Source organism: Pseudomonas sp. Pseusp10, from assembly GCF_059492225.1.
Genome location: NZ_CP168528.1, coordinates 2626728 through 2650075, shown reverse-complemented (window position 1 = coordinate 2650075; position 23348 = coordinate 2626728). Strand labels below are relative to the sequence as shown.

Sequence of the window (23348 nt, the reverse complement as noted above, 5' to 3'; positions counted from 1 at the left end):
ATAGTCGCCCACAGCACCAATCACCCCCCTGAAATGCAGGTCGGGCAGGTCTGACCTGGGCCATGAGGACGACATGATAAAAACAATAATCGCCCCACCAACACAGCACCCTCGCGTACAGCTGGCTTTGCTGTTGCTGGCTGGCGGACTAAGCGCTCACGTTAACGCCATGAGCTTTCAGCCGAGCGAAGACTTGAGCATCGATTGGGACACCACACTGACCTACAGCCTCGCCTGGCGGACCGAGTCTCGCGATCACAAACTGACCGCCAATGCCAACGGCAACGACGGCGACAACGCCTTCGACAAAGGCAGCCTGATCAACAATCGCAGTGGTTTTCTCACCGAAGCCAACATCAAGTGGCAGGACGACTACGGCGTGTTTGTCCGGGCAACCGGTTTCTACGACAACGTCTACGATCAGGACAACGACAACACCACCGGCACCTCGAACTGCTTCGCCGGCGGCCATTGCAGCAAACCCGACCGTTTCTCCCAGGACACCATCGACCAGCATCGCAATGAATTGCGCATGCTCGACTACTACGCCTATGGAAACTGGGACGTGAGCGGCCATGCCCTCAACGCGCGCCTGGGCAACCAGGTGGTGAGCTGGGGTGAAAGCCTGTTCTATCCGGGTATTTCCGCGGCCCAGAGCCCGGTGGACGCGACCAAGGCGACTACCCCCGGTGTCGAGGTCAAGGAAATCCTGCTGCCGGTCGGCCAACTGTTCACCCAGTTCGCCCTCACCGAAAGCCTGGGTATCCAGGCCTACTACCAATACAAGTGGGAGAAAACCGAGCTGTTCGGCGTGGGTAGTTACTTCTCCACCACCGACTTCATCGATGAGGGCGGCTTCAACGACGCCTCCGGATTCGTCACCCGCCTCAAGGACGACAAGCCGAGCGACAGCGGCCAGTACGGTCTGGCCTTCACCTACGCCGCCGAGTCGTTGAACAACACCGAGTTCGGCATCTACTACTCGCGCTATCACGACAAGACCCCGTCGCTGGACTTCGCCTCGACCCTGGGACGCTACCAGGTGCGCTACTTCGACAACATCGACCTGTTCGGCGCGAGCTTCGCCACCGTGCTGGGTGACGTCAGCTGGGCCGGTGAAGTCAGCTACCGCGACGGTACGCCGGTGATGGTCGACAACGGTTTCTCCAGCCCCGTGCGTGGCAAAACCGTGCAAGCGCAAACGTCGATGATCTACGTGCTCGGCCCGACCTCCTTCGCCGACAACACCACCCTGACCGGTGAGGTGGTCTACAACACCGTGATCAGCAACGACAAGTCGCAGCCAGTGACCCTGGCCCCTGGCTTCGCGCTGCCGGGCACCGACAGCCTGGTCTTTGACCGCGATGCCTGGGGCTACACGGTGCAGGCGAACTTTGACTACAACGACGTGTTCAGCGGTTGGGACATGTCGGTGCCTGTCACCTTCAGCGCCGCCGCCCACGGCGACAGCTCGATGGTCGGCTCGATCAACGCTGGCCAGAACGATAACCGCGCCAGTATCGGCAGTTCCTGGCGTTACCTGGGCAACTTCACCGTCGAGGCCCGCTACAACGCCTACCTCGGCAATGCCAACAACAGCCCGTTGGCCGACCGCGACAACGTCGCGCTCAACTTCAAGTACCGGTTCTGATTCCCCAATCGGAGGAGCACAGCATGTCCAGATTCACCCAAACATTATTGAGCACGGCGCTGACCGTCGGCCTGCTCGGCAGTGGCCTGGCCTACGCCAAGGTCAGCCCCGAAGAAGCCGCCCGCCTGGGCCAGGACCTGACCCCGATGGGCGCCGAAAAAGCCGGCAACGCCGACGGCAGCATCCCGGCCTGGACCGGCAAATGGCGTGGTCTGCCACCGGGACTCAAATACGCCGGCCCCGGCACCCCGTACCCGGACCCGTACGCCGCGGAAAAACCGCTGTTCGTGATCGACTCGAAGAACATGGACAAGTACGCCGATAACCTGACCGATGGCCAGAAAGCGCTGCTCAAGCGTTACCCTGATACGTTCAAGATCCCGGTGTACCCGAGCCACCGCGACTTCCGCCTCGATCAGCGCCTGGAAGACCAGATCAAGAAAAACGCCGTCACTGCCGAACTCGACAATGACAACAACGACACGAAATACGCCTGGGGTGCTTCGCCGTTCCCGATCCCGAAGAACGGCAGCGAGTTGATGTTCAACCATACCTTGCAGGGGCGCGCCAGCACTGAAGAGGCCAACTACGGCCAGGCAGTGGTGTACTCCAACAAGGAAAAGGTACTGGAAGAGGTCGACTACAAGATCTTCTCGATCTGGTCGACCCCGGACAAAAACCTGGATACCGCCAACGGTGTGTTCACCCACTTCATGATCACCACACTGGAACCGGTACGCAAGAAAGGTGAAATCGTGGTCGGTCACGAGTTCATCAACCCGACCGCCTCCCCGCGCCAGGCCTGGCAGTACAGCCCGGGCCAACGCCGGGTACGTCGCGCACCGACCGTGGGCTACGACTCGCCAACCGGCGCCGGAGGTTTTCGCGTGTACGACGAAGACCGTTTGTTCAACGGTGCGCCGGACCGCTACAACTGGACCATCGTCGGCAAGAAGGAAATCTACATTCCGTACCACAACTACAAGATCGACGACCCCAGCGTAACAACCGACCAGATCCTGGACACCACCGGCCACGTCGATCCGCAGTACATGCGCTACGAGAAACACCGCGTCTGGGTGTTGCAGGCCAACCTCAAGGAAGGTGCCCGCCACGTTTACGCCAAGCGCGTGCTGTACCTGGACGAAGACACCTGGTCCGCGACCATGGCCGACAACTACGACAGCCGTGGCCAGTTGTGGCGCACCAACATGCAGACCTCGATCTACGCCTACGAGATGCAGCGCTACCACGCTCGTCTCGGCATCTACCACGACCTGATCGCCGGGTCCTACCTGGTTGACCGGATGCTGATCGACCAGAAACCGGCCAAGCTCAACGCCACCGCCTTCACCGAAGACGAATTCACCCCTGGCAACCTGCGCAAACTCGGCACCCGCTAAACCCATGACGCCCCGACCGATTCATTCGGTCGGGGCGTCATGCTTTGTAAAATTCGCTCCTTCCACGGAAGAACTCTCCATGAACAAACTTCTCACCGGCATCATCGCCATGGCCAGCGTTGGCCTGTCGATGCAAGCCAATGCCCTGAACATCCTGCTGACCAACGACGATGGCTGCCGCGCGCCCGGCATCGATGCGATGTACCGCGCCCTGACCGCGGCCGGGCACAAGGTCACCCTGGTCGGCCCGTTGCACGACAGCAGCGGCATCAGTGCCGCCAGCGTGGTCGTGCCCGGCCAGGCCCTGGCGGTGACCGAACTGGCGCCGGGCAAATTTTGCGTCGGGCCGCCGGAAGGCTACACCCCGCCCGCCGGCAAGACCTCCGCTATCGGCACACCGGTGGATGCGGTCAACGTCGGCCTCGACGTGATCCTCAAGGATTCGCCGCCAGACCTGGTGGTATCAGGCAGCAACTTTGGCGAAAACGTCGGCCCGCTGACGCAGATGTCCGGCACCCTCAACGCGGCTGTGCGGGCGATGTTCAAGGGGATTGCGGCGGTGGCGGTGTCCACGGGTATCGACATGGACCTGATCATCCGCGACCAGCAGGCAGGCGTCCGCAAAACCCTCGGCGCCATGGACGACACGGCGCGTTTTGCCGTGAAGGTCATAGAGCAGGCGAGCCTGGCCGGCACCGAAGCCAAACAGGCCTGCGCCAGAAACAAACATCAGTGTGATTTGAACGTGCTCGGCCTGCCGGGCGTCAGCGGCCTGAACCTCAACTACCCGCCCCTGAAACCCGATGAAGTCAAAGGCGTAAGCTTTGCCCCGATAGGCAACTGGGATCGGGTGAACTTCACCTCACAGCGCGGCACCGACGGCGTGGTCCACGTCAACCTGGCCGCCCCGTCGACACCGACCCAAGCCCAGCAAAAGGCCGATGCCTATCAACTGTGGCAAGGCCACGCAGTGATCACCGTGATCGACGGCAACATGACGGCACCGGAAGCGGTACAGGATCAGGCGAAGAAGATGTTGAGCAGCATCAAGCCTTAAGCCAAAGCGAGCGCACGCAACATCTGCGGACAACCCAAAATTACTGTGGGAGCGAGCTTGCTCGCGATTGGGGCAACCCGGTTCTGGATCAAACCCATATCGCATCCCACAGCGGATAATCGCCAAGCTTCCCAACCAACCCAGCTCGCAATGGATTGGCAACGACATAACGAGCCAGCTTCACCAAGTCCTCATCCCGCCGCAGTGCCCGATCGTGATAGCCCTGCTGCCAAAGACTGCCTCTACGTCCGATGGACATGTTCACAGCCCGCGTACTCAATGACTTGGTTTTTGCATCAGTTCGCTAAGAGAGCACTGCTGCAGTTCGATCAACCAATGAAAATGATCGGGCATGACAACCCAAGCCAAAGAGTTCGCCCAGTATTGTTCCTGTGCAAATTGAAATTGCTTAACAACCAGCCTGCCCAAACCGAAATCCTTGAAGACCGGTTCTCGATTCAGCGTGTTGCTCGTCAACAGGTAAACCCTGTTGGGCTCGGCATAGCGGCCGATGCGCAGACGATATGAAGCAGGTAAATCAGGCATTCCTTTGCCCTCTCCATGGTGAATTCAGGAGTAAGGCTAGACCGGTGAGTGTTTGGGCATGGGATCTACTGTTAACTGGATGTGACCAATAGATAGCCATCGCGAGCAAGCTCGCTCCCACAATGATTTTGGTTGCTCGCAGATATTGCGTACACCCACTACCCCTGTGGGAGCGAGCTCGCTCCCACAGGTTCATTCGCTGAAGTCAGTTTGCGGGTTGAAAAGGTATGAACTCGGTCACCTCCAGATCAAACCCGGACACGGCCTTGTACGGCACTGGCGAGCTCATCAGGCGCATTTTGCGTACGTTCTGGTCGCGCAGGATCTGCGCGCCGATGCCCAGGGTCCGTTGCGGAAACTGCGGTGTACGCAGCTTGCCGCCGCTACGCTGGCGCAACTGCTCGAGCACGCCGTCGGCGGTTTCCTTTTGCGCCAGCAACACCAGTACGCCGTTACCGGCGGCGGCGATGCTCGCCAACGAGCGTTCGAGGGTCCACTGCTGCGACCCGCCTTCGCTTTCACACCCCAGAACGTCGCGCAACGTCTCGATGCTTTGCACCCGCACCAGCACCGGCTGACTGCTGTCGATCCGCCCCTTGACCAGTGCCAGGTGCAACGCGCCCTGGTAGGTGTCCTGATAGGTCGTCACCTGGAACTCGCCGTGGCGGGTGTGCAACGGGTACTCGTCGCCGCGCTCGATTGTGCCTTCATGCAGGATGCGGTAGTGAATCAGGTCGGCGATGGTGCCGATGCGCAAACTATGACGTTGGGCAAACTCATGCAACTCGGCGCCACGGGCCAGTTCACCGTCTTCGTTGAGAATCCCCACCAGGGCCGCCGCCGGCTGCAGCCCCGCCAGTCGTGTCAGGTCGCAAGCGGCCTCGACATGTCCGGCCCGCTGCATCACGCCACCGGGCAAGGCCTGCACCGGAAAAATGTGCCCCGGCTGCACCAGGTCCGCCGGGCCGCTGGCCGGGTCGACCGCCACCTGGATCGAGCGCGCCCGGTCCGCCGCCGAAATGCCTGTAGACACCCCGGTGGCCGCCTCGATCGAGCGGGTAAAACCCACGCCGTGTTGCGCCCGGGAGTTGGGCACCATCAGGTCCAGGCCCAGCGCGCGGCAGCGCTGCTCGGTCAGGGCCAGGCAAATCAACCCGCGCGCCTGCACCGCCATGAAGGTGACGGCCTCGGCCCCGGCCTGTTCGGCGGCCATCAGCAACGAGCCTTCGCCATTGTTTTCGTCGTCGGTGATCACCACCATGTGACCTGCGCCAATGGCCTCGATCAGTTGCGGCACTGTGTTGAAAGCCAGGCCGCTCATTTGAGTGCTCCACGCAGATCGGCGCAAGCTTCTGTCAACGCTTGTGCTGCGGCTTCAACAAACGGCGCCATGCTGATAAAGCCGTGAATCATGCCTTCGTAACGTTGCAGGCGCACCGGCACACCGGCTTCGCGCAGGCACTCGGCCAATGCCTCGCCCTCGTCCCGCAGCGGATCGAACCCGGCGGTGAACAACGTGGTCGGCGGCAAGCCTGCCAGGCTTTCGGCTCGCAACGGCGAGGCCAGCGGATCATCCGCTTGTCCATCCTCTTGCAGGTATTGCTGCCAGAACCAGCGCATCGCCTTGGCGGAAAGCAGATAACTTTCGGCGAATTCCTCAAAGGACTGACTGTCACAACCGGCATCGGTGACCGGGTAGAACAGGCATTGATAGCTGATCTTCGGTCCCTTGCGTTGCGCCGCCAATTGGCTGACCGCCAGTGCCAGATTGCCACCCGCACTGTCGCCGGCCACGGCCAGTCGGTCGCCATCGAAGCCAAGCTCGGCTGCATGCACCACCAGCCAGCAGGTCGCCGCATAGCAATCGAGCGGTGCGACCGGAAACTTGTGTTCAGGCGCCAATCGGTAGGCAACCGATACCACCACCGCCTCGGTCTGGCGGGCCAGCGAGCGGCAGAGATTGTCGTGGGTATCGAGATTGCCCATGACAAATCCGCCGCCATGGAAAAACACCAGCAACGGCAGGTCGGGCGCTTCCGATGGCCGGTACAGCCGTGCGTCCAGATCACCGTCCGCGCCGGCCACTTTCAGATCGCGCACCTCGCTCATCGGATCGCCGGGGATGGCCGGCAGCAGGTTATCGGAGAACTGCCGGTACTGAGCGGCATCGACCTGGCTGAAATCGGGTTCCGGGAGGTCGCGAAATTGCTGGAGAACCCCAGCGATCTGCTTATCGAGCGGCATGGGCATCGTCCTCTACGTCGGCCATTTGAAACTGCGGATTGGTCTCACCCAGGATGCTTTGTACCCGGCGCTCAAGGGCCGGTTTGAAACCCTTGTGAGGCAGGATCCAGAAGCGTTTTTGCGCGACGGCGGCGAACACTTGCGCGGCCAGTTCAGCTGGGGTCATGCCCTGGCGAATGGTGCTGTCGAGCAGTTGGCTGAAGTCGGATCCGGCAGTGTCCACCACCTGGTTGGACGCCATGATTTCACTGGCCACCGGCCCCGGGCACAGCACCGAAACCGACACCGGCGCACCGAGCATGGTGAGTTCGTAATGCAGGGTTTCCGAGAGCGCGACCACCGCCTGCTTGGTCACGTTGTACGGTGCCATCAGCGGGCTGCTGACCAGCCCGGCAAGGGATGCGGTATTGATCACATGGGCCGCCCGGCCCTGGCTGAGCAACAGCGGCACGAAACTGCGAATGCCGTTGATCACGCCGCTCAGGTTGACGTCGAGCATACGCTGCCATTGCGCGTCGGTGATTTCCCAACTGAAGCCGGTTTGCATCACCCCGGCGTTGTTGAACAGCAGGTCGACCCCGCCAAAGTGCGCGACCGCTTGATCGCGCAAGCGCTCGACCTGCGTCACATCACCGACATCGGTGACGCAGGCAATTGCTTGCACACCGCTGGCCTTCAATTCGTCGCACAGGGCTTGCAGGCCCGCTGCATCCCGATCCGCCAGCACCAGGCGCATGCCCAGCGTCGCCGCGTGTTCGGCCAGGCCACGGCCAATACCACTGGCGGCCCCGGTAATCACCGCTACCGGCCCTTGTTCATTACTCATCGCCAACTCCTGCCATGGGTCCAATGGCGCCAGTAGAGCGGGCCTGCTTAAAGCAGCCATCGTCCATTCAGACGATGCCCGCTTTTACAGGGCCGGCAGAATCCCTTAAATGCGCCAAACCCGTGATCCCTTGGGAGAATAATAAGATGAGTACCCTGCACCGCATCGAAGCCAAATTACTGGAAGACCGCTACGCCCGCGGCTGGCATTGCCTGGGCCTGGCCGCGCAATACCGCGACGGCAAGGCCCATCGCCTAGAGGTGTTCGGCACCCGTTTGGTGGCGTACCAGGGTGAAGACGGCGAGCTGCATATTCTGGATGGCTACTGCCCGCACATGGGCGCCGACCTCAGCACCGGTTGCGTCGAAGGCAACTCGATCCGCTGCCCGTTCCACGCCTGGCGCTGGGGCGCCGACGGCGTCTGCGACGACATCCCTTACGCCAAACGCATTCCGCCACGAGCCAAAATCAAAAGCTGGCCGATCATGGAGGAAAACCAGCTGCTGTTCGTCTGGAATGACCCCGAAGGCAACCCGCCTCTACCGGAACAACGCATCCCGCGCATCGACGCCTGCTTCAGCGACGAGTGGGCTTCCTGGGAAGTCGCCGAGTTGCAGATTGACACCAACTGCCGCGAACTGATCGACAACATCGCCGACATGGCGCACTTCGGCACCGTGCACGGTGCACCGGTCGATGAGTTCATCAACGTCTTCGAAGGCCACCTGGCGACCCAGATCATGCGTGCCCGCAGCGAGCGTCTGTCCGGTGACAGCCTGTTGACCACCGAAGCCACCTACTTCGGCCCGGCCTATCAGATCACCGAAATGAACGGCGCCATGAACGGCCAGCCGATCCACTCGATCCTGCTCAACTGCCACGTGCCGATCGACCTCGACAGCTTCACCCTGCGCTACGGCGTGCTGGTGAAAAAAATCCCGGGGCTCAGCGAGGAGCAGAACCAGGCGATGGCCAAGGCCTACGTGGCACAGGCTCAGGCAGCCTTCTACGAAGACGTGGCGATCTGGCACAGCAAGACCCGCGTCGACAACCCGCTGCTGTGTGACGGCGACGGTCCGGTCTACCAGTTACGCCGCTGGTACGAGCAGTTCTACACCGACGTCGCGGCGCTCTCGGCGGATGTGGCGGAGCACAAGAAGTTTGTCGTGCGCGCCAGCGAACGGGTCTGATCGCAAACGGCCTTTCGCCCGCCCCGGGCCTGAGCGGCAGCCGCCGGTCAGGCCCTGAGCCCGAGCGTTGCAAGGAGTCGATACCGGCGCTTATTCTCGGCCACCGCCAACGCTAATAATAAAAACGGTTTTTCCCTATGCAGCAGAGCCTCAGCCTCGATACGTTCAGTGATTTGATCGGCAACCTCTATCAGGGTCCGCTGGAAAACATTCCCTGGGCTACGTTCCTCAATCAGCTCAATGTGCATCTGAACAGCAAGTACGTGACCTTCATCCTGCGTCCGCCCAGCGCCAACGTGGACGGCTTGATGGTCAACACCACCGGCACCTCGACCGAGGCGACCGCGTCGTACAACAAACACTTTTTCAGCCTCGACCCGTTTGTTGACCTGCCCAATCGCCAGGTCGTGACCCTCGCCGAGTTCGTATCCAACGACGACTGGCAGAACTCCGAGTTCTACAAGAATTTCCTTGAACCTGTGGACGTGTTCCACATCCTCGGTGCCGACATCAACACTGTCGATGGCGCCCAGTGCCGCATTCGCATCAGCCGCGGACGCGACGACAAGCCCTTCGGCAACGAAGAAAAGGCCATGCTCACGCATTTCATTGCGCACCTGGAACGCTCGATCAAGATCCACATGCAGCTCAACCGCATCGAAGCCGAGCGCAACCTGTACGCCGGCGCGGTGAACCAGATGGCGGTTGGCACGATCATCCTCGACGAGTCCGGCAAGGTGTTGCAGACCAACCAGGTCGCCGACCGACTGATCCAGGAAAAGGACGGCATCAAACTGGTCAACGATGGCCTGCAGGTCGGTACGGCCCGGGACACCCAGGAATTCAGGCGCCTGGTCAAGCAATCGCTGCTGTCGCAGAAGAGCAGCAACCCGTCGGTGGTCGAAGCCCTGCGCGTGCAGCGGCCGTCCGGGAAAGCGGACCTGGGGATCATCGTGCGCTCGGTGCCATTGACCGACTGGAGCGAAGGCAAGCAGTGCCCGACCGTGGTGATTTTCATCAGCGACCCGGAACAACAGTCCACCGCACCGCAAGAGATCGTCCGCGCCCTGTTCGACTTCACCCCGGCGGAAACCCAGCTTGCCATGCTGCTGGCCAACGGCTTGACCCTCGACGAAGCGTCGGAAGAGCTGGGCATCAGCCGCAACACCTCGCGGGCACACCTGCGTTCGACCTTCTCCAAGACCGGCGTGACCCGCCAGACCATGCTGGTGCGCCTGATCCTGCGCAGCGTCGCGACCCTCGGCTAGATGCCATTGCCGCCCTCGTCCGCTCGGACGATGGCGGCCCCCGTTGTACAGCGCACAGTGTCTTTATCCCAAACAGGGGACTGCCCCATGCGCAACTGCCCAACCATCCTCAAGACCGAACTGTTGGCCGAAAGCGGCCACTTCCAGATCGAAGCCCTGCACCTGCAATTCAGCAACGGCCAGCAGCGGGTCTACGAACGCCTGCGCGGCACCGGTTATCGCTCGGTGATGCTGGTGGCAATGCCTGATCCGCAGCATGTGCTGCTGGTACGCGAATACGCGGTCGGCGTGGAAAAAACCATTCTCGGCCTGCCCAAGGGCGGCGCGGAGCCCGATGAAGACTATTTGCAGGCGGCGCAGCGCGAGTTGAGTGAAGAAGTCGGCATGCGCGCCGCCCGCCTCACCGAACTGGGCGAGCTGACACTGGCACCAGGGCATTTGTGCCATCGCTACCGGGTGGTACTGGCCGAACAACTGACCCCCTGCCAACTGCAAGGCGACGAACCCGAACCCCTGGAATGCCTGCGCATACCACTGGCGCAGATCCCCGAACTGGTGGCCCGCGGCGAACTGCATGAAGCCCGGGCGATTGCCGCGTTGTTCATGGTCATGGGCGCCCTCGCCCGGCGAACCTGACACCACACAAAACCTGTGGGAGCGAGCAAGCTCGCTCCCACAGCGGATCACGGCCAGCCGCAAATCCCGGGAACGCCCAATAAACCTGTGGGAGCGAGCCTGCTCGCGATGAGGCCGGCACAGCCGACATCCATGGCGCCTGACACGCCGCCATCGCGAGCAAGCTCGCTCCCACAGAGGAATGCAGCCAGCCGCAATTCCCGGGAACGCCCAATAACCTTGTGGGAGCGAGCTTGCTCGCGATGAGGCCGGTACCTCCAACATCCATGTCGTCTGACACGCCGCCATCGCGAGCAAGCTCGCTCCCACAGAGGAATGCAGCCAGCCGCAATTCCCGGGAACGCCCAATAACCTTGTGGGAGCGAGCTTGCTCGCGATGAGGCCGGCACAACCAACATCGATGTCGTCTGACACGCCGCCATCGCGAGCAAGCTCGCTCCCACAGCGGATCACAGCCAGCCGCAATTCCCGGGAACGCCCAATAACCTTGTGGGAGCGAGCTTGCTCGCGATGAGGCCGGCACAGCCGACATCCATGGCGTCTGACAGTCCCCCATCGCGAGCAGGCTCGCTCCCACAGGGGGGCTGCTGCGTTTTCAAGTCATCGACTAGTCCATTCGGACGAAGCAGCATTTGATCCATCGCAATAACGTACCTCTACAACAATAAAATCCGTACCGAGGCTCGCCATGCGAAAAGCCACCTGCGCCCTGTTCATCATCCTCTGTGCGGGCACTTCCACCAGCCTGTGTCAATTGTTCAAGAATGAAGCCTACCGACCGACCACCGCGTACTTCAGCTGCTCGAGTGCGGCCACCAACTGTTACCCGCCAGTGGTGCGCAATCTGCTGCCCTGAGCGCGGTTTGCAACAGCCATAAAAAAACCACCAAATCGGTGGTTTTTTTGCTGAGCCAAGAATCAGGTCGGCAACACGCCCCGCGCCCGCGACAAGGTTAGCGCCAGGTCTTCAATCATGTCCTCCTGCCCCCCCACCGTGCCGCGACGCCCCAGCTCCACCAGCAGCTCGCGAGCCGCGATGCCGTATTTCTGCTCCGCACGCTTGGCGAACAACAGGAACGAGCTGTAGACCCCGGCATAACCCAAAGTCAGCGCATCGCGGTCGAGGCGGATCGGTTGGTCCATCATCGGCACCACCAGGTCTTCGGCCACGTCCATGATCCGGTACAGGTCGACACCACTGTTGACGCCCATCCGTTCCAGCACTGCGACGAACACTTCCAGCGGCGTGTTACCCGCTCCCGCACCAAGGCCTGCCACCGAGCCGTCGATCCGCGCAGCACCGGCCTCAATGGCAGCCAGGGAGTTGGCGATGGCCATGCCCATGTTGTGGTGGCCGTGGAAACCGACTTCGGTCCCGGCGTTCAGCCCGGCGCGCAAGGCACCGATCTTTTGCGTGACTTCATCGGGCAGCATGTAGCCGGCCGAGTCCGTGCAATAGATGCAATTGGCGCCGTAGCTTTCCATCAACCGCGCCTGCTCCAGCAGTTTTTCCGCGCTGACCATGTGCGCCATCATCAGGAAGCCGACAGTATCCAGACCCATCTGCGCCGACATGCCGATGTGCTGGCCGGACACGTCCGCCTCGGTGCAATGGGTGGCGACGCGAATGGTCGAGACCCCATGCTCATGGGCCATTTTCAGGTGATCGAGGGTACCGATCCCCGGCAGCAACAGGGCCGAAACCTTGGCCTGCTTCATCTGCGGGATCACCGCGGCGAAATATTCCTCGTCGCTGTGGGCCGGGAAACCGTAGTTCAGCGACGCACCGCCCAGGCCATCGCCGTGGGTGATTTCGATCAGCGGCACACCAGCCGCATCGAGGCCGGTGGCCACCGAGACCATTTGTTCGATACTGATTTGATGCTGTTTGGCGTGCATGCCGTCGCGCAGGCTCATGTCATGCAGACGGACGCTCTTACCTTGCAAATTCATAGCGATTCTCCACTCAACGGGCAGGCAGTTGCAGGGTGCCCTTGTGGGCTTCTTCGGCGAACATCTCGGCCGTGCGCAAACCGGCGGCGGTCATGATGTCGAGATTGCCGGCGGACTTTGGCAGGAAATCGCCGAGGCCTTCGACCTCGATGAAAATCGACACCTTGCGCCCGTCGAACACCGGCCCGTTGATCAGCTTATAGCCGGGCACATAGCGCTGAACTTCGCGGACCATCTCCAGCACCGAGGTGCGGATCGCATCCTGGTTCGGCTCGTCATCGGTCAGGCAGTGGATGGTGTCGCGCATCATCAGCGGCGGCTCGGCCGGGTTGATCACGATGATGGCTTTACCGCGTCGGGCGCCGCCGATCTTCTCCACTGCACCGGCTGTAGTGCGGGTGAATTCGTCGATGTTCTGTCGCGTGCCCGGGCCGACCGAGCCGGAAGACACCGTGGCAACGATTTCGCCGTAGCTCACTGGTTGCACCCGCGACACCGCCGCCACCATCGGGATGGTCGCCTGGCCACCGCAGGTGACCATGTTGACGTTCATCGCCAGGCTCGACGCGTGCTCCTTGAGGTTGACCGGCGGCACGCAGAACGGGCCGATGGCCGCTGGCGTGAGGTCGATCATGATCACCCCGAGTTCGTTGAGCTTGCGGCTGTTTTGCGCGTGCACGTAGGCCGAGGTGGCGTCGAAAGCGATGCGAATATCATCGTCGAGCACGTGCGGCAGCAAGCCATCGACACCGCCAGCGGTGGTTTTAATGCCCATTTCCCGGGCACGTTTCAGGCCTTCGGATTCAGGGTCGACGCCAACCATCCATACCGGCTCGATCCATTCCGATCGGCACATTTTCATCAGCAGATCGGTGCCGATATTGCCCGGGCCGATAATGGCCGCTCTGAGTTTTTTGCTCATGGGGTCAAACTCCAAAAGTCAGGCGCAGAAAGACACCCGGGCACTGCCCAGGCCATCAATGGTCAGAGAAAAACGGTCGCCGGCACGGGCCGGTTCCAGTGGTACCAGAGAGCCGGACAAGATGATTTCCCCTGCCTTGAACGGAATGCCGAAGGCGCCCAGGGTGTTGGCCAGCCAGGCCACCGCAGTCAATGGATTGCCCTGAACCGCCGAACCCAGGCCTTCGCTCAGGGGTTCACCGTTCTTGAACACACGCATGCGCAAGTTCGGCAGATCAAGCTCACGGGGATCGACCTGGCTGTCGCCCAACACGAACACACCGCAGGAGGCGTTGTCGGCCACGGTGTCCTGGATGCGGATGCGCCAGTCGTGAATCCGCGAGTCGACGATCTCGAAACACGGCATCACGTATTCGGTCGCGGCCAGTACATCGGCCTCGGTGATGCCGGGGCCGACCAGATCATGCTTGAGCTTGAAGGCGATCTCGCCTTCGGCGCGGGGCTGGATCAGTTTGTTGGCGGACAGGGAAATCCGGGCATCGTCATCGAACGACATCTGCCGGGTGATGAAACCGAAATCCGGCTGATGCACGTTAAGCATTTGCTGCACTGCCGCCGAGGTCACACCGATCTTCTTGCCGACGATCTGGTCACCGGCCGCCACCCGACGCTCAATGGCGTACAGGGAAATGTGATAGGCGTCTTCAATGCTGATCGACGGCCAACGCTCGGTCAGCGGCGCCAGGGTCGAGCCGCTGAGCAGCGCCTGATAAAGCTCTTCGCCGAACTCACGGCGCAATTGCACGCTCATCCGCGGGCCTCCTGAAAAAATGCCAGGCACTGGCGGTTGAACAGTTCACGGTGCTCGACCTGGACCCAATGCCCGCACTCGCTGAGCATCACGAAACGGATTTTGGTGCAGTTTTCAAGCATGGTCCGGGCACCGGAGGACGGGCAGAACTTGTCGTTCATGCCCCAGAAACCGAGGATCGGGCATTGCAGCTCGCCCAGGCGTGCGGACATGTTCGGCACTTGCATGGTTGACAACACACACACCGGCTGTTGCTGCACCACGGCCACCCGTTCGTTGACCGTTTCGTCGCTGATCAGGGTTTCGTCGAACAGTTGCAGGGCCAGCAGGCGACGCATGCCCGCCGCGTCGTTCAGTTCACCCTTGGCGAAAGCCGCACCCATTTTCTGGATGCCTTCCATCTGCAGGTAATACTGTTCCTTTTCCATCAGGCCGCCGGGGGCCATCAACACCAGACGGCTGACCCGCTGTGGTTGGTCGAGGGCCAGTTTGATGGCGATCGCGCCGCCCAGGGAGTTGCCGACCAGCACGCAACGCTGGATATCCAGGGCGTCGAGCAGACCGCTCAGGGCGGTAACAAAGAAGTCCAGGGTGTAGAGGGTGTCGGGTTTGTCCGAGGCGCCGTAGCCCGGCAGGTCGGGGACAATGACCCGGTAACCGGCTTCGGCAAACACCGGGTAGTTCTGCTTGAAGTTGCTGTGACCGCTGGCGCCCGGCCCGCTGCCATGGATGAAAATCACCGGCTCGCCGCTGCCGCCATCCTTCCCGCTTATATCCACATAGCGCAGCTGCAAACCATCCGGCAGCGTAACGAAGTGCCCTTGCGCTGAAGCGCCCATAAGGTGTCCTCCCGGCCTGTTGTTGTAGCCGGATTATTCCGACGGGCCGGCTGCGCAACATCGTCCGACAGGACTACGCCCATGTACCTGTAGGAGCGAGCCTGCTCGCGATGGACGTCAACGAAAACGTGCCCAGCCTGACTGAACGCGTTGTCCAGACGTTTTTCGCGAGCAAGCTCGCTCCTACAGAAGTCTCTAGTCCCATTGGACGTTGGCTGACGGGAGCCGCAGACCTAGCATCGATGGCATTCCCGAGCGACAAAAAGAGAATTCCCATGCTTGATCCAATGGACTTTCGCGGCAAAGTGGTACTGGTCACCGGCGGTGGCAAAGGCGTCGGGCGCGGCATCAGCCAGCGCTTTCTCGACTGCGGCGCCGAGGTGGTGATTTGCGGTCGCGAAGCCCCGCAATCCTTGCCCGCCAGCGCCGGGCGCGAGGCGCTGTTCGTGCCCTGCGACCTGCGGGATGTCGAGCAATCCGGGCACTTGATCGCACACATCGTCGAGCGTTTCGGCCGCCTCGATGTGCTGGTCAACAACGCCGGTGGCTCACCGAATGCCGACGCTGCCACGGCTTCGCCGCGTTTCAGCGAAGCGATCATCCGCCTGAATCTGATCGCGCCGCTGAACCTGTGCCAGCAGGCCAACCAGGTGATGCAGGCCCAGGCCGACGGCGGTGCGATCATCAACATCTGCAGCGTCAGCGCCACCCGCCCTTCTCCTGGCACCGCCGCTTATGGCGCGGCCAAGGCCGGTCTGCTGAACCTGACCACTTCGCTTGCGGTGGAGTGGGCGCCGAAGGTGCGGGTCAACGCCGTCACCGCCGGGCTGATTCTCACCGAGCAGGCGGCCATGCATTATGGTGACGATGCAGGCATTGCCCGGGTGGCGGCGACCATTCCGTTGCAACGTCTGGCGACCCCGCAAGACATTGGCGATACCTGCCTGTACCTGGCGTCGTCTTTAGCCCGTTATGTCAGCGGCGCGAATGTCGCAGTGCATGGCGCGGGTGAACGCCCGGCGTTTCTCGACGCGGCCCAATCTCATTCATAAGCCCCATTCACAAGAGGTGCTCCGACATGTCCGCGATTGCCCGCCACAGCGTACGGCTAGACCTTTCACCCCAAGCGGCCTGGGCCAAACTGCGCGACCTGAGCCTCGCCCCGCACTATGTGCCGGGGTTGACCGGTTGCCGGTTTCATCCCGGTGCGCAAGAAGGCCTCGGCGCCAGTCGCCGGGTGTTGCGCAAGGGTGGTCAGTATCTGGATGAAAGCGTGGTGCAGTGGCAGGAAGGCACAGGGATCGTGCTGCGGTTGCACAAGGGCAGCAATGACTCGCCCTTCCCGTTTCGCCAGGCCAGCTTCAGCTATGCCTTGCAAGCCGAAGGCAACGCGACGCGCATCACCCTGCAAATGAGTTACAGCCTGCGCGGTGGCAGGCTGATGGAGTGGTTGCTGGCCAAGGCCTTCAACAAGGTCGTGCAGCAGATTGCCGAGAACCTCAAGGCCTTCTACGAAACCGGCCGCACGCAGAATTCCGATATGGCTTTGAGCACATCCAACATTGATGTCGCCTGACACGCCGCCTTCGCGAGCAAGCCCGCTCCCACAGGGGATTGGGGTGTTTGCAAATGCCAGGTTCACCACAAAAACTGTGGGAGCGAGCTTGCTCCGGGCGGCGATCCGACGATGAGGTCGGCACATCCAACATTGATGTCGCCTGACACGCCGCCTTCGCGAGCAAGCCCGCTCCCACAGGGGGATCGGGTTGAACGCTAATGCCAGGTTCACCACAAAAACTGTGGGAGCGAGCTTGCTCGCGAAGGGGCCGGCACATTCAACATTGATGTTGCCTGACATGCCGCCATCGCGAGCAGGCTCGCTCCCACAGGGGGATCGGGTTGTACGCTAATGCCAGGTTCACCACAAAAACTGTGGGAGCGAGCTCGCTCCGGGCGGCGATCCGACGATGAGGTCGGCACATCCAACATTAATGCCGCCTGACATGCCGCCTTCGCGAGCAAGCCCGCTCCCACAGGGGACTGGGGTGTTTGCAAATGCCAGGATCACCACAAAAACTGTGGGAGCTGGCTTGCCTGCGAAGAGGCCAGCACATCCAACATTAATGCCGCCTGACACGCCGCCATCGCGAGCAAGCTCGCTCCCACAGGGGCCACCTCTGGGGCGAGCGGTCTTCAGGAACGCGCCACTTCCGAGTGAGCGGTAAAACGGGTGGCGACAATCTTCCACTGCCCGGTGACGCGCTGGTAACGGTCCTGATAGAACCCACCCAACTGCCGCGTCGCCCCGCTCTCGCCATCCACGTTGAAATACCACAGGGCCCAACGGCCCTGGGCTTGATCTTCGTTCAGCACCTCGATTTCCGGGTTGGCACCATGATGCAGGTCGATCACCCGCTCATGGCAAGCCAGTTCGCGGTACAGCGCGACAAAACTGTCGCGCTCACGAAAGATCCCCAACGGACCGTAATCGATCAGCACTTCACCTTCGGCAAAGCAGTCGCCAATCACCTCGACCTGCTTGAGGTCGCAGGCATTGAGGTAGCGATGCTTGAGCTGGCGGATGTCCTCCAGCGCTTCCAGGCGGGCGATCCGCTGTTCCAGATTCATGCTGCACCTCGCGTTGTCACATTGACCTCACTCCAGAAGGCTTTCATCGAACGGATCTTGCCGTCGACATCGAATTCCATCACGTCGATCACATGCAGCGAGCACGGTTGCCCGCCCCACTCCATGTCGACCCGGAACGGCATCGCGCCGCAACCGTTGAGCGTCGCGCGCACCGGGCCGGTCCGGGTCGCCGAGACTTTTATCGACCCCAGTCCTTCACGGTAAAAGCGCGCAATGGCGTCGATGCCCTGTAACGGCGCGTGGCCGACCGGGTCTTCAACCGTGGCGTTTTTGGCGTAGAGCGCGAGGATGCCGTCGATGTCGCCGGCATCCACCAGCTCCACATAACGCGCCATGCTCTCTTGCACATGCTGTGCGCTGATCATTCAGACCACCTCGAACAGGGCGGCGGCGCCCATGCCGCCACCGATGCACATGCTCACCACCACATAACGCAAACCGCGACGCTGGCCTTCGACCAACGCATGACCGACCATCCGCGCCCCGGACATGCCGAACGGATGACCGATGGAGATCGCCCCGCCGTTGACGTTCAGGCGCTCGGCCGGAATGCCCAACGTGTCACGGCAGTACAGCACCTGGCAGGCAAACGCCTCGTTCAGCTCCCACAGGCCGATGTGGTCCATGGTCAGGCCGTGGCGCTTGAGCAGCTTGGGAATGGCGTAGACCGGACCGATGCCCATCTCGTCGGAATTGCAGCCGGCGACCGCCATGCCGCGATAGATCCCCAGCGGTTCCAGGCCGCGCTTCTCGGCCATTTTGGCGCTCATCAGTACCGAAGCCGATGCGCCGTCGGACAGCTGTGAGGCGTTACCGGCGGTGATGAAACGACCTTTTTCGCTCCACTGACCGCCCGGCCACACCGGCTCCAGCGCCTTCAGGCTCTGGAGGCTGGTGTCGATGCGGTTGCACTCGTCGCGCAGCAGGGTGACAGACTCATGGCGGGTTTCGCCGGTGGCCTTGTCGACGATCATCTGGCGGCTGGTCAGCGGCGCGAGCTCGCGATCGAAGCGCCCGGCACTCTGGGCCTGTGCGGTACGCAGCTGGCTCTGGTAGCTGTACTCGTCCTGTTCGTCACGGGAGATGCCGTAGCGCGCGGAGACGATCTCGGCGGTTTCGATCATCGGGATGTAGGCATGCGGATCCAGCTCGATCACCGAAGCCGACTGGTTGCGATAGAGGTTCTTGTGCTTGTTCTGCACCAGGGAAATCGACTCCAGGCCACCGGCCACGGCGATGTCGATTTCGTCGCACATGATGCCTTTGGCGGCCATGGCAATACTCATCAGGCCCGACGAGCACTGGCGCTCGACGGCCATCCCGGCGACGGAAACCGGCAGGCCGCCGGCAATCGCGCACAGGCGCCCCAGGTTATAGGACTGGGTGCCCTGCTGCGCGGCGGCGCCGATGATCACGTCGTCCACTTCGCCCGGCTCGATGCCGGCACGGCGCACGGCTTCGCGCACCACATGACCGCCCAGTTGCGGCGCTTCGGTGTCATTGAACGCACCACGAAAGGCTTTGCCGATCGGAGTACGGGCGGTCGAAACGATGACGGCTTCTTTCATGCTGGATTCCTCGAAAATTCTGTTGAAGGTCAGGCCGGGTAATAGCGACTGATGGTGTCGACCACGCAGCCGGGGCGTTCTTCACCGTCGATTTCAACGCTGACGCGGATGGTCGCCTGCACGCCGCCCTTCACTTCCTCGACAGCGATCAATTGCGCGCTGCCGCGAACCCGCGAACCGACGCGCACCACCGAAGGGAAGCGCACCCGCTCGCAGCCGTAATTGACGCCCATGGCCAGGCCACGGACTTCAACGATCTGCGGCAGGAACAGATTGACCAGCGACAGGCTCAGGTAGCCATGGGCAATGCATGCGCCAAACGGGCCGCTGGCGGCCTTGAGCGGATCGACGTGAATCCACTGGTGATCGCCGGTGGCGTCGGCAAACCGGTCGATGCGGTCCTGCTCCAGCAACAGCCAGTCGCTGACGCCGAGTGATTCGCCCACGGCGTCGAACAAGGCCATCGGCGTGTCGAAAATACGTGGCATGGTCACGCCCTCTGGCTGGACACCGACAACACTTCGCCGGTCATGTAGGAGCTGTAGTCGCTGGCCAGGAACATCATCACGTTGGCCACTTCCCAGACTTCAGCGGCACGGCCGAAGGCTTCGTTGGCGGCGAGTTGCTCGAGCACCGCCTGGGGCGCGGATTTGCGCAGGAAATCGTGCAGGGCGATGCTCGGGCTGACCGCGTTGATGCGGATGCCGTAGTCAGCCGCCTCGACTGCTGCGCAGCGGGTCAGCGCCATCACGCCGGCCTTGGCGGCGGCGTAGTGCGACTGTTCTTTCTGCGCCCGCCAACCCAGCACCGAGGCGTTATTGACGATGACTCCGGCACGCCGCTCCATCATTTTCGGCAGCATGGCGCGGGTCATGCGCATGGTGCCGGTGAGCGTCACATCCAGCACCCGGTTCCACTCTTCGTCGCCCATCTCCACCAGCAAGCGCGAGCCGCCAAGACCGGCGTTGTTGATCAGCACATCGACGCCTTGCAGGTCCCGCTCGGCGCAGGCAATCAGTTGCTGCACCTGGGCTTCATCGGCGACGTTGCAGACCTGGCCGAAGACCTGTTGCAGCCCGGTGGTTTCGCGGATTTTCACCACCGCCTCGGCCAGGCGGCCTTCGTGGATATCGCTGATCATCAGCGCGCGGCAACCTTCCTCGGCGGCGCGCACGGCAGCGGAAAAACCGATCCCGGCGCCTGCGGCGGCGGTGATCAGCACCGACTTGCCGCGCAGCAGGCCGCGACCTTCAACATATTGAGGTACAGACATGAACTCTCTCCTTTCAGGCGCGCGGACGCGGCTCTTTGGGCATGCCCAAGGCACGCTCGGCGATGATGTTGCGCTGGATTTCATTGCTGCCGCCGTACAGGGTGTCGGCGCGGCTGAACAGGTACAGCGACTGCAACCGGGTCAGTTGGTAGGGCGCCGCTTCGAGCAATTCCGCTTCGGCGCCGAGCACGTCCATCGCCAACTTGCCGAGGCTGGCGTGCCAGGTCGACCAGAACAGCTTGTAGATGGTCGCCTCCTTGCGCAGCGAACCGTCCTGGCTACCCGAGAGCATGCGCAGCGAGTTGTAGCGCATGATCCGCAACCCGCTCCAGGCTTCGGCCAGGCGCTGGCGCAGGATCGGATCGCGGTCGGCACCGTTGGCTTTAGCGATGGCGATGATTTCGTTGAGTTCGTTCTGAAACTGCATCTGCTGGCCGAGGGTCGACACACCGCGCTCGAAACCCAGCAACGCCATGGCGATCTTCCAGCCTTCGCCCGGCGCGCCGATGATATTGGCGGCGTCGGTGCGGGCATCGTCGAAGAACACTTCGTTGAATTCCGAAGTGCCGGTCAGTTGCTCGATGGGCCGCACGGTGATTTGCGCCTGGGCCATCGGCACCAGCAGAAACGACAGACCGCGATGGCCGACACTGCCCGGCTCGGTGCGGGCAATCACGAAACACCAGTCCGACTCATGGGCCAGGGACGTCCAGACTTTTTGTCCGTTGATCACCCAACTGCCCGTCGCTTCATCCAGCACGGCACGGGTCTTGACGTTGGCCAGGTCGGAACCGGCGCCCGGCTCTGAATAGCCCTGGCACCAGAAAGACGTGCCGCTGACGATTCCCGGCAAAAACCGCTGTTGCTGCTCAACCGTGCCGAATGCGGCGATGGTCGGCCCGGCCAGCCCTTCACCAATATGCCCCATGCGGCCGGGGCCACCGGCGCGGGCGTATTCTTCGTGGAAAATCACCTGCCGGGTGATCGACAGTCCGCGCCCGCCATGCTCCGGCGCCCAGCCGACGCAGGTCCAGCCGCCCTCGGCGAGTTTGCGTTCCCAGGTTTTGCGCTCCTCGGGAAACATGTGTTCATCGCCCGGGCCGCCGCGAAAACGCAGGGCCTCGAACTCACCGCAAAGGTTGGCACTCATCCAGTCGGCGACTTCCCGGCGGAAGCGTTCGTCCTGCTCGCTGAAACTGATTTTCATGGCTGCTCTCCAAGAATCACCGCGGCAATCCGCTCGCGATGCCAGGCCGGTAGCCCGAGGAAGCTCTCGCTGGCGCGGGCGCGCTTGAAGTAGAGGTGCGGGTCGTATTCCCAGGTGAAACCGACGCCGCCATGCAACTGGATCGACTCGGACGCGCAGTGGAAGTAGGTTTCAGAGCACTGCGCCTTGGCCAGCGCCGCCGCCAGCGGCAGTTCGGCCGCCACCTGCGGATCACCCTGCGGATCGAGGACTTCCTGGGCCACGCACGCGGCGTAATAACTGGCCGAACGCGCGCATTCGACTTGCAGCATCATGTCGGCGGCGCGGTGTTTGAGGGCCTGGAAACTGGCAATCGGGCGACCGAACTGCTGGCGTTCCTGCATGTAGGCCACGCTCAGGTCGAGCACCTGCTGCGCGCCACCGGTCTGCTCGGCGGCCAGGCCGATGCAGGCCAGTTGCAGGACCCGCTCAAGATGCGGCCATCCGTTACCGAATTCACCCAGCAGCGCGTCAGCTTCAAGGTACAGGCCCTTGAGCTGGATCCGCGCCTGGTGCCGGGTCTGGTCCATGGTCGGTAGCATTTGCCGCTCGATGCCGGCCCGCGCGGCGTTCACAACAAACAGGCTGATGCCCGCCTCGCCGTTCGAACCGGGTTGCCGTGCGGCAATGACCAGAAGGTCGGCACCATGCCCGTCGAGCACATGCTTGAGGGTACCGTCGAGGACAAACCCGTCACCCTCGGCCACCACCGTTGCCTGGACGTCGTCGGCCGACCAGCCGTTGGCACTGCTGAACGCCAGGGTCGCGGTCACGCTGCCGTCGGCAATCGACGGCAACCAGCGCTGCTTCTGTTCGTCATTGGCGGCCAGCAACAGCGCGGGGGTGGCCATGCAGGCGGTGGCGAAAAACGGCGAGCACAGCAATCGCCGGCCCATCTGTTCCAGCAGGATCGCCAGCTCGACAAAGCCCAGCCCAAGGCCACCATAAATTTCGGGGATATGAATCGCCGGCCAGTACATTTCCTGGCACAGACGCTGCCAGAGGGCTTCGTCAAAACCCCGTTCGCTGACCATTGCCGCGCGCACGGCGGCAGAATCCGAGACATCGGCGAGGAAGCCCTCGGCCGATGCGCGGATCATTTCCTGTTCGTCGCTGAATGCAAACTCCATCGCGGCGCCTTCTGCTCGTTTGGCGGGGCGCGCGTGGCGCAACACCCCTTTGAGCATGAAGTTTGGCGCCGGCCGGACGCGGCAGAATCGTTAGCCCTGCCTAGTCCGAACGGGTGATGTGGTGGCGCAAGTGTTCG

At 62.2% G+C, this 23348-nt stretch carries 23 protein-coding genes and 1 pseudogene; 9 read left to right on the top strand and 15 right to left on the bottom strand.

The window, feature by feature from the left end:
- The first annotated feature begins 73 nt into the window (after window positions 1-73).
- The 3 genes from ACEN8Z_RS12010 (at window position 74) to surE (ending at window position 4111) form a co-directional block, all read left to right on the top strand.
- Window positions 74-1651, top strand: coding sequence for a DUF1302 domain-containing protein (locus tag ACEN8Z_RS12010; protein WP_495597780.1), 1578 nt, complete (start codon window positions 74-76; stop codon window positions 1649-1651).
- 23 nt (window positions 1652-1674) lie between these two features.
- Entirely contained in the window at window positions 1675-3054 is a 1380-nt protein-coding gene (locus tag ACEN8Z_RS12005; protein ID WP_495597779.1) for a DUF1329 domain-containing protein, read from the top strand.
- A gap of 79 nt (window positions 3055-3133) precedes the next feature.
- A complete protein-coding gene (gene surE, locus ACEN8Z_RS12000; RefSeq protein WP_495597778.1) occupies window positions 3134-4111 on the top strand; it encodes a 5'/3'-nucleotidase SurE in 978 nt (325 codons plus the stop codon).
- 88 nt (window positions 4112-4199) lie between these two features.
- Here the strand turns inward: surE and ACEN8Z_RS11995 are convergent.
- The 4 genes and pseudogenes from ACEN8Z_RS11995 to ACEN8Z_RS11980 form a co-directional block, all read right to left on the bottom strand.
- Window positions 4200-4657, bottom strand: a pseudogene (locus ACEN8Z_RS11995) (REP-associated tyrosine transposase).
- A 205-nt stretch (window positions 4658-4862) separates the two neighbouring features.
- The gene (locus ACEN8Z_RS11990; RefSeq protein ID WP_495597777.1) at window positions 4863-5978 is read right to left on the bottom strand and encodes a 3,4-dihydroxy-2-butanone-4-phosphate synthase; all 1116 of its coding nucleotides are present in this window, start codon (window positions 5976-5978) and stop codon (window positions 4863-4865) included.
- On the bottom strand, window positions 5975-6901 hold the full coding sequence (gene lipP1, locus ACEN8Z_RS11985; RefSeq protein ID WP_495597776.1) for a LipP1 family hormone-sensitive lipase: 927 nt from the start codon (window positions 6899-6901) through the stop codon (window positions 5975-5977). Before lipP1 ends, ACEN8Z_RS11990 begins: the two co-directional genes overlap by 4 nt.
- Window positions 6888-7727: an SDR family NAD(P)-dependent oxidoreductase gene (locus tag ACEN8Z_RS11980; protein WP_495597775.1), complete on the bottom strand. Its 840-nt coding sequence runs from the start codon at window positions 7725-7727 to the stop codon at window positions 6888-6890. The genes lipP1 and ACEN8Z_RS11980 overlap by 14 nt, the downstream gene beginning before the upstream one ends.
- Window positions 7728-7873: 146 nt before the next feature.
- Between ACEN8Z_RS11980 and ACEN8Z_RS11975 the strand changes: the two genes are divergently transcribed.
- The 4 genes from ACEN8Z_RS11975 to ACEN8Z_RS11960 all read left to right on the top strand — a co-directional run bounded on the left by ACEN8Z_RS11975 (window position 7874) and on the right by ACEN8Z_RS11960 (window position 11677).
- Window positions 7874-8917 (top strand): 3-ketosteroid-9-alpha-monooxygenase, oxygenase component, encoded by a 1044-nt coding sequence (locus tag ACEN8Z_RS11975; RefSeq protein ID WP_495597774.1) that lies wholly within the window; start codon window positions 7874-7876, stop codon window positions 8915-8917.
- Between the two features lie 137 nt (window positions 8918-9054).
- On the top strand, window positions 9055-10185 hold the full coding sequence (locus ACEN8Z_RS11970; RefSeq protein WP_495597773.1) for a helix-turn-helix transcriptional regulator: 1131 nt from the start codon (window positions 9055-9057) through the stop codon (window positions 10183-10185).
- A gap of 87 nt (window positions 10186-10272) precedes the next feature.
- Window positions 10273-10821, top strand: a complete 549-nt coding sequence (gene nudE, locus ACEN8Z_RS11965; protein WP_495597772.1) for an ADP compounds hydrolase NudE — start codon at window positions 10273-10275, stop codon at window positions 10819-10821.
- Between the two features lie 688 nt (window positions 10822-11509).
- Window positions 11510-11677: a hypothetical protein gene (locus tag ACEN8Z_RS11960; protein WP_495597771.1), complete on the top strand. Its 168-nt coding sequence runs from the start codon at window positions 11510-11512 to the stop codon at window positions 11675-11677.
- A gap of 62 nt (window positions 11678-11739) precedes the next feature.
- Here ACEN8Z_RS11960 and dmpG read toward each other — a convergent pair whose 3' ends face one another.
- From dmpG to ACEN8Z_RS11940, 4 genes are read right to left on the bottom strand one after another with little or no spacing between them, the layout of a single operon-like run.
- Window positions 11740-12774, bottom strand: a complete 1035-nt coding sequence (dmpG, locus tag ACEN8Z_RS11955; RefSeq protein WP_495597770.1) for a 4-hydroxy-2-oxovalerate aldolase — start codon at window positions 12772-12774, stop codon at window positions 11740-11742.
- A 13-nt stretch (window positions 12775-12787) separates the two neighbouring features.
- A complete protein-coding gene (locus ACEN8Z_RS11950) occupies window positions 12788-13696 on the bottom strand; it encodes an acetaldehyde dehydrogenase (acetylating) (RefSeq protein ID WP_116260877.1) in 909 nt (302 codons plus the stop codon).
- An 18-nt stretch (window positions 13697-13714) separates the two neighbouring features.
- Window positions 13715-14506, bottom strand: coding sequence for a fumarylacetoacetate hydrolase family protein (locus tag ACEN8Z_RS11945; protein ID WP_007997182.1), 792 nt, complete (start codon window positions 14504-14506; stop codon window positions 13715-13717).
- Window positions 14503-15345 carry an alpha/beta fold hydrolase gene (locus ACEN8Z_RS11940; protein WP_495597769.1) on the bottom strand — a complete coding sequence of 281 codons (843 nt, stop codon included), beginning with the start codon at window positions 15343-15345 and terminating at the stop codon, window positions 14503-14505. The genes ACEN8Z_RS11945 and ACEN8Z_RS11940 overlap by 4 nt, the downstream gene beginning before the upstream one ends.
- A 275-nt stretch (window positions 15346-15620) precedes the next feature.
- Here ACEN8Z_RS11940 and ACEN8Z_RS11935 point away from each other — a divergent pair, with 275 nt between their 5' ends.
- Both ACEN8Z_RS11935 and ACEN8Z_RS11930 read left to right on the top strand, forming a co-directional pair.
- A complete protein-coding gene (locus tag ACEN8Z_RS11935) occupies window positions 15621-16397 on the top strand; it encodes an SDR family oxidoreductase (RefSeq protein ID WP_495597768.1) in 777 nt (258 codons plus the stop codon).
- A 26-nt stretch (window positions 16398-16423) separates the two neighbouring features.
- The gene (locus ACEN8Z_RS11930) at window positions 16424-16921 is read left to right on the top strand and encodes an SRPBCC family protein (RefSeq protein WP_495597767.1); all 498 of its coding nucleotides are present in this window, start codon (window positions 16424-16426) and stop codon (window positions 16919-16921) included.
- Between the two features lie 617 nt (window positions 16922-17538).
- On the opposite strand, the gene ACEN8Z_RS11925 is transcribed toward ACEN8Z_RS11930, so the two are convergent.
- From ACEN8Z_RS11925 to ACEN8Z_RS11895, 7 genes are read right to left on the bottom strand one after another with little or no spacing between them, the layout of a single operon-like run.
- Window positions 17539-17973 (bottom strand): nuclear transport factor 2 family protein, encoded by a 435-nt coding sequence (locus tag ACEN8Z_RS11925; RefSeq protein WP_495597766.1) that lies wholly within the window; start codon window positions 17971-17973, stop codon window positions 17539-17541.
- Entirely contained in the window at window positions 17970-18359 is a 390-nt protein-coding gene (locus ACEN8Z_RS11920; RefSeq protein ID WP_495597765.1) for a steroid Delta-isomerase, read from the bottom strand. The genes ACEN8Z_RS11925 and ACEN8Z_RS11920 overlap by 4 nt, the downstream gene beginning before the upstream one ends.
- The gene (locus tag ACEN8Z_RS11915; protein WP_495597764.1) at window positions 18360-19562 is read right to left on the bottom strand and encodes an acetyl-CoA C-acyltransferase; all 1203 of its coding nucleotides are present in this window, start codon (window positions 19560-19562) and stop codon (window positions 18360-18362) included.
- Between the two features lie 29 nt (window positions 19563-19591).
- On the bottom strand, window positions 19592-20050 hold the full coding sequence (locus tag ACEN8Z_RS11910) for a MaoC family dehydratase (RefSeq protein WP_442100123.1): 459 nt from the start codon (window positions 20048-20050) through the stop codon (window positions 19592-19594).
- A gap of 2 nt (window positions 20051-20052) precedes the next feature.
- Window positions 20053-20835 carry an SDR family oxidoreductase gene (locus ACEN8Z_RS11905; RefSeq protein ID WP_495597763.1) on the bottom strand — a complete coding sequence of 261 codons (783 nt, stop codon included), beginning with the start codon at window positions 20833-20835 and terminating at the stop codon, window positions 20053-20055.
- Between the two features lie 13 nt (window positions 20836-20848).
- Window positions 20849-22042: an acyl-CoA dehydrogenase family protein gene (locus ACEN8Z_RS11900; RefSeq protein ID WP_495597762.1), complete on the bottom strand. Its 1194-nt coding sequence runs from the start codon at window positions 22040-22042 to the stop codon at window positions 20849-20851.
- A complete protein-coding gene (locus ACEN8Z_RS11895; protein ID WP_495597761.1) occupies window positions 22039-23211 on the bottom strand; it encodes an acyl-CoA dehydrogenase family protein in 1173 nt (390 codons plus the stop codon). The genes ACEN8Z_RS11900 and ACEN8Z_RS11895 overlap by 4 nt, the downstream gene beginning before the upstream one ends.
- Window positions 23212-23348: the final 137 nt, after the last annotated feature.

Coding starts and splice junctions, on each gene's coding strand:
- ACEN8Z_RS11920 (WP_495597765.1), bottom strand. CDS start 18,359: ATGATCAGCGCACAGCATGTGCAAGAGAGCATGGCGCGTTATGTGGAG.
- ACEN8Z_RS11975 (WP_495597774.1), top strand. CDS start 7,874: ATGAGTACCCTGCACCGCATCGAAGCCAAATTACTGGAAGACCGCTAC.
- ACEN8Z_RS11980 (WP_495597775.1), bottom strand. CDS start 7,727: ATGAGTAATGAACAAGGGCCGGTAGCGGTGATTACCGGGGCCGCCAGT.
- lipP1 (WP_495597776.1), bottom strand. CDS start 6,901: ATGCCGCTCGATAAGCAGATCGCTGGGGTTCTCCAGCAATTTCGCGAC.
- ACEN8Z_RS11970 (WP_495597773.1), top strand. CDS start 9,055: ATGCAGCAGAGCCTCAGCCTCGATACGTTCAGTGATTTGATCGGCAAC.
- ACEN8Z_RS11960 (WP_495597771.1), top strand. CDS start 11,510: ATGCGAAAAGCCACCTGCGCCCTGTTCATCATCCTCTGTGCGGGCACT.
- surE (WP_495597778.1), top strand. CDS start 3,134: ATGAACAAACTTCTCACCGGCATCATCGCCATGGCCAGCGTTGGCCTG.
- ACEN8Z_RS11935 (WP_495597768.1), top strand. CDS start 15,621: ATGCTTGATCCAATGGACTTTCGCGGCAAAGTGGTACTGGTCACCGGC.
- ACEN8Z_RS11945 (WP_007997182.1), bottom strand. CDS start 14,506: ATGAGCGTGCAATTGCGCCGTGAGTTCGGCGAAGAGCTTTATCAGGCG.
- ACEN8Z_RS11925 (WP_495597766.1), bottom strand. CDS start 17,973: ATGAATCTGGAACAGCGGATCGCCCGCCTGGAAGCGCTGGAGGACATC.
- ACEN8Z_RS11900 (WP_495597762.1), bottom strand. CDS start 22,042: ATGAAAATCAGTTTCAGCGAGCAGGACGAACGCTTCCGCCGGGAAGTC.
- ACEN8Z_RS12005 (WP_495597779.1), top strand. CDS start 1,675: ATGTCCAGATTCACCCAAACATTATTGAGCACGGCGCTGACCGTCGGC.
- ACEN8Z_RS12010 (WP_495597780.1), top strand. CDS start 74: ATGATAAAAACAATAATCGCCCCACCAACACAGCACCCTCGCGTACAG.
- nudE (WP_495597772.1), top strand. CDS start 10,273: ATGCGCAACTGCCCAACCATCCTCAAGACCGAACTGTTGGCCGAAAGC.
- ACEN8Z_RS11915 (WP_495597764.1), bottom strand. CDS start 19,562: ATGAAAGAAGCCGTCATCGTTTCGACCGCCCGTACTCCGATCGGCAAA.
- ACEN8Z_RS11895 (WP_495597761.1), bottom strand. CDS start 23,211: ATGGAGTTTGCATTCAGCGACGAACAGGAAATGATCCGCGCATCGGCC.
- ACEN8Z_RS11990 (WP_495597777.1), bottom strand. CDS start 5,978: ATGAGCGGCCTGGCTTTCAACACAGTGCCGCAACTGATCGAGGCCATT.
- ACEN8Z_RS11910 (WP_442100123.1), bottom strand. CDS start 20,050: ATGCCACGTATTTTCGACACGCCGATGGCCTTGTTCGACGCCGTGGGC.
- ACEN8Z_RS11905 (WP_495597763.1), bottom strand. CDS start 20,835: ATGTCTGTACCTCAATATGTTGAAGGTCGCGGCCTGCTGCGCGGCAAG.
- ACEN8Z_RS11930 (WP_495597767.1), top strand. CDS start 16,424: ATGTCCGCGATTGCCCGCCACAGCGTACGGCTAGACCTTTCACCCCAA.
- ACEN8Z_RS11950 (WP_116260877.1), bottom strand. CDS start 13,696: ATGAGCAAAAAACTCAGAGCGGCCATTATCGGCCCGGGCAATATCGGC.
- dmpG (WP_495597770.1), bottom strand. CDS start 12,774: ATGAATTTGCAAGGTAAGAGCGTCCGTCTGCATGACATGAGCCTGCGC.
- ACEN8Z_RS11940 (WP_495597769.1), bottom strand. CDS start 15,345: ATGGGCGCTTCAGCGCAAGGGCACTTCGTTACGCTGCCGGATGGTTTG.